This window comes from Nocardia sp. 852002-20019_SCH5090214 (assembly GCF_001665865.1).
Lineage (GTDB): Bacteria > Actinomycetota > Actinomycetes > Mycobacteriales > Mycobacteriaceae > Nocardia > Nocardia nova.
The window spans coordinates 1-4213 of the sequence record NZ_LZMK01000188.1; the positions used below are offsets into that span (position 1 = coordinate 1).

The 4213-nt window shown below is 70.0% G+C and carries 5 protein-coding genes; 2 read left to right on the forward strand and 3 right to left on the reverse strand.

The annotated features are described in order from the left end of the window. Window positions 1-124 precede the first annotated feature (124 nt). A complete protein-coding gene (locus A5780_RS15155) occupies window positions 125-565 on the reverse strand; it encodes a VOC family protein (RefSeq protein WP_064908757.1) in 441 nt (146 codons plus the stop codon). A gap of 89 nt (window positions 566-654) precedes the next feature. Here A5780_RS15155 and A5780_RS15160 point away from each other — a divergent pair, with 89 nt between their 5' ends. Continuing rightward, window positions 655-1587, forward strand: a complete 933-nt coding sequence (locus A5780_RS15160; protein ID WP_064908758.1) for a YafY family protein — start codon at window positions 655-657, stop codon at window positions 1585-1587. A 6-nt stretch (window positions 1588-1593) separates the two neighbouring features. Here the strand turns inward: A5780_RS15160 and A5780_RS15165 are convergent, their stop codons facing one another. Beyond that, window positions 1594-2367: an SDR family NAD(P)-dependent oxidoreductase gene (locus A5780_RS15165; RefSeq protein ID WP_064902701.1), complete on the reverse strand. Its 774-nt coding sequence runs from the start codon at window positions 2365-2367 to the stop codon at window positions 1594-1596. Window positions 2368-2560: 193 nt separating this feature from the next. Here A5780_RS15165 and A5780_RS15170 point away from each other — a divergent pair, with 193 nt between their 5' ends. Next, entirely contained in the window at window positions 2561-3349 is a 789-nt protein-coding gene (locus A5780_RS15170; protein WP_063910784.1) for an HAD family hydrolase, read from the forward strand. An 80-nt stretch (window positions 3350-3429) separates the two neighbouring features. Here the strand turns inward: A5780_RS15170 and A5780_RS15175 are convergent, their stop codons facing one another. Continuing rightward, window positions 3430-4206: a sirohydrochlorin chelatase gene (locus tag A5780_RS15175; RefSeq protein ID WP_064908759.1), complete on the reverse strand. Its 777-nt coding sequence runs from the start codon at window positions 4204-4206 to the stop codon at window positions 3430-3432. Window positions 4207-4213: the final 7 nt, after the last annotated feature.

Consider the following 4213-nt stretch of genomic DNA (forward strand, 5'->3'; position numbering starts at 1 on the left):
CCCCGGAGCCGTCGCGCCGAGCCACCCCGGCCTCGGCGCCACCCCCGGTGGCGGCTTCCATGGGGGTGGCCTGGGCGGCGGCTTCCACAGCGGTGGTTTCGGCGGTTTCGGGCACTGACCGGGTTCACCGACAGGGTTCGGCCCCGATATCGCGCTGATCCGGCGATGACGAGTCCCGACGGCTGTCCAGGACGTCGAGGTAGTGCTGGTTGGACATGATGCCGAGCAGATTGCCGAAGGGGTCGACCACCGAGGCGGTGACGAAGCCCGGACCGCGTTCGGTGACGGGTTGGTGTTCGGCCGCGCCGAGTTCGCGGAGCCGCTGCAGTGCGGCGTCGAGATCGTCGACGTGCCAGTACAGCAGTGCGCCGCCGGGTTCGTGGGCGGGGTCCGGGCAGTAGCGGCGATCGATGATGCCGAGTTCGTGCCGGTAGTCGCCGATCCGGAACTCGATATAGCCGGGAACCTCGAAATACGGTGCGGTATCGAGCAATTCGACGTACCAGCGCTTGGCGGCCGCCAGGTCGTCGGCATAGTAGGACACGGTCATCATTCCGCGCAGCATCGGTCTCTCCTCGGTCGTTGCGGTCTTCGATGCGATCCTCGCGGTCAAAGTGCTCACCGAATGAGCACTCTGTTCGGCAGAATTGCCGTATGCGCGCCGACCGTCTGATTGCCACGCTGCTCCTCATGCAGGCGAGGGGCCGGGTGACCGCCGCCGAGCTCGCCAGGGAACTCGAGGTGTCCGTGGCGACCGCGCGCCGCGACCTCGAGGCGCTGTCGTCGGCAGGCGTTCCCGTCTACCCGCAGCCCGGCCGGGGCGGGGGCTGGGCGCTGATCGGTGGTGCCCGGACCGACCTCAGCGGATTGACGGCCGACGAGGCGCGGGCGCTGTTCCTGCTGCTCGGTCCGGCGGCCTCGGGCTCGCCCGCCACCCGCTCGGCGCTGCGAAAGTTGTTGCGAGCCTTGCCGGAGACGTTCCGCGAACAAGCCCTGGCCGCCTCGGCGGCGACGCTGATCGATCCGGTCGGCTGGGGCCGGCGGCCGCGATCCGAACCGGCGGAGGTCGAGTTGCTGCAACAGGCCGTCGCGCGGCGACGGACGGTCCGATTTCGCTACGGCCCGGCCGGTCGTGAGCGAGCCGTCGATCCCTGGGGCGTCGTCGACAAGGACGCCGTGTGGTATCTGATCGCCGGGACCGACCGGGGGCGCCGGACCTATCGCGTCGACCGGATGAGCGAGGTGACCGTCGGGGACGGCGTCGCCGACGTCCCGGCGGATTTCGATCTGGCGCAGGCGTGGTCGGAGATCGTCGAACAGATGGAACATCGCCGCGGCGAGGTGTCGGCGATCGTGCACGCCGATCCCGAGATCGTGCCGGTCCTGCGCGATCGGCTGGGCCGGCACTGCGCCGAGGACGGTCCGGTCGACGGCGGCCGGGTGCGGCTGCGGATCAGCGCCCATCTGCCGCGCGCGATCGCCGAACAGCTCGCCGGATTCGGGGGACGTCTCGAAGTCGTTGCCCCCGAATCGATTCGGCGTGAGCTGGCCGCGCTGGCGGCCGAGCTCACCGCCATCTACCGCTGAGCCGCGTTACCGAGCGGTGAACCCGCCGTCGACCGCGACCGCCGCGCCGGTGACGAAGCTCGCCTCGTCGGAGAGGAGGTAGGCGCACAGCGAGGCGATTTCCTCCGCGCGGGCGATTCGGCCGAGCGGATGCAGCGCCGCGATCGCCGCCTCGCCTTCGGGTGTCGCACCCATCGACGCGCGGAACGCCGGGGTATCCACCGCGCCCGAAACCAGCGCGTTGACCCGCACACCCGCGGTGGCCGTCTCCAGCGCGACCGCGCGGGTCAGGCCGACCACGCCGTGTTTGGCAGCGACGTAGGGGGCGACCGAGCCCATACCGACCACGCCGAGGTTGGAGGCGTTGTTGAGGATCGCCCCGCCGCCGGACTCCAGCAGCGCCGGCACCTGGGACCGCAGGCCGAAGTACACGCCGGTGAGGTTGAGTTCCAGATCTGCGCGCCAACCGGCTTCGTCGATGTCCTGCACCGGTCCGAAGGAGTTGACCGCGCCGGCGTTGTTGAAGGCCGCGTCCAGCCGGCCGAATTCGTCGATCGCGGCGTGGGTGAGCCGATCCACGTCCTCGGCCACGGTGACGTCGGTCGGGACGAAGACGGCCCGGCCGCCCTGGGCGCGGATATCCGCGGCGATCCGGTCCCCGGCCTCCTTGCCCCGGGCGCCCAGCACCACCGCGGCGCCCTCCGCCGCCACTCGCCGGGCCACGGCCGCGCCGACCCCGCTGCTGGCGCCGGTGATCAGTACGACCTTCGATTCGAAGCGGTGGTGCACTGTCGTGTCCATCTCTGCTGCCCTCTCCATATCCGTTGTCTGCCACGCGATCTCGTGACAGGTGCCAGTCAAGTCGCGCGAAACCGGCAAAGCTGGCGGGATTCGGACCTGTAGTTGATGTGTCATCTAGTCGTCGGAGTGGCATACCGCCGGGTAACGGCGGCGGGGCTGTAAGCGCAGATGCACGATCGGTGACAATGACCGGGTGAACAGTCCTCGACTGATTGCCCTGGATGTGGACGGGACCATCCTGCAGGCGGGCGCACCGATGAGCCCGCGGGTGCGTGCGGCGGTGCGTGCCGCGGTCGACGCGGGCGCCCATGTGGTGATCACGACCGGCCGCACCCTGCTCGCCACCCGGCTCGTGATGGAGGAGCTGGGACTCGAGGAGGGCCAGGCGCTGTGCTCGAACGGCGCTGTGCACGTGGACATTTCGAACTGGGAACCATTGGCGGTCCATACCTTCGATCCGGAACCCGCGGTCGCGACACTGCGTTCACTGCTGCCCGATATGGTGCTGTCGGTGGAGAAGGTGGGGGTGGGCACCTGGGCCACCGGCTACTACCCCGGCAGCTTCCGGCTCGGCGAATTCCGCTTCGTCGACGATGCCGAACTGAGCCTCGAGCCCACCACGCGGCTGAACGGCTGGTGGCCCGGCGGCAGCCTCGACGAAATGATCGACGCCGTCGGCGAACTCGACCTCCCCGGCGCCGGCTGGGTGCACGGCGAGGACGAACCGTGGCTGGTGGCCTCCAAACAGGGGGTGTCCAAAGGCTGGGCGCTGGAACAACTTCGCCTGACACTCGACATCCCGCTCGAGCAGACCCTGGCCATCGGCGACGGCTACAACGATATCGACATGCTCACCTGGGCAGGGCATTCCGTCGCCATGGGCAACGCGGTGCCCCCGGTCCGCGAGCTCGCCGACGAAACGACCGCCGATATCAGTGAGGACGGGGCGGCCCTGGTGCTGGAGCGCTGGTTCGCGGGATGAAACGCGAAGCCGGCACGACCCACGTGGGTCCGGACCGGGCTGGACCAGGGTGACCGAGACTGCCGGAAGGGCAGGCGGAATCAGGCCGTGAGATCGAGGGACATCCGGTCGGCGGCCCGATAACGCTCGAGCGCGACCTCGGTGAGGAACCGGTGCGGCCCGATCGCAGGTGCGTGCACGAGGCCGGGTTCGGCGACGGCGAGACGATCGATGAGCAAGCCCGGGGCCAGGAACCACGGGGCGACCATCACCCGGCGGGCTCCCCGGCTGCGCAGATCCGAGACCGCTCGGCTCAGCGACGGCTGCGTGGTCGCGAAGCAGATCGCGGACCGCCAGCGGGTGCCGTGCGTGAGCGACACCGCGACCTCGGCCGTGATCCGGTTGGCGGCCGCGGACGAGGATCCGACGGCTGCGACCGCGATACCCAGCTCGGCATCGTCGCGGTCGGCGCCCGCGTGCAGCGCTCGGTCCCGCAGCGCCGCCACCAGTCGTTCGTCGGTTCCGAGCACATCGGCCTGCGTGATCCGCAGCAGCGGATGCCGACGGCGGGCAGCCGCGAGCATGCCGGGCAGATCCACCCGGGCGTGAAACGCGCTGCCCAGCAGCAACGGGACGACAACGGCCTCGGTATGTCCCTGTGCCGCAACGGCATCGATGACCTGTTCCACCGAAGGGGTGTTCAGGTCCAGGAATGCCAGGCGCACGTCGACATCCGGACGTTGTCCGGCGATCTCGGCGACCACGGCCGACATCGTCGCGGCGGACCGCGGATCACGGCTGCCGTGTGCGACCGCGATCAATGCCGGGGCGCGGCCGGTGGTGACACCGGCGAGCGACCGCTCGCCGTTCACGAACATCCCACCG

Excerpts from the sequence above, each read along its gene's own strand:
- A5780_RS15160 (WP_064908758.1), top strand. The coding sequence starts at position 655 with ATGCGCGCCGACCGTCTGATTGCCACGCTGCTCCTCATGCAGGCGAGG.
- A5780_RS15155 (WP_064908757.1), bottom strand. The coding sequence starts at position 565 with ATGCTGCGCGGAATGATGACCGTGTCCTACTATGCCGACGACCTGGCG.
- A5780_RS15165 (WP_064902701.1), bottom strand. The coding sequence starts at position 2,367 with ATGGACACGACAGTGCACCACCGCTTCGAATCGAAGGTCGTACTGATC.
- A5780_RS15175 (WP_064908759.1), bottom strand. The coding sequence starts at position 4,206 with ATGTTCGTGAACGGCGAGCGGTCGCTCGCCGGTGTCACCACCGGCCGC.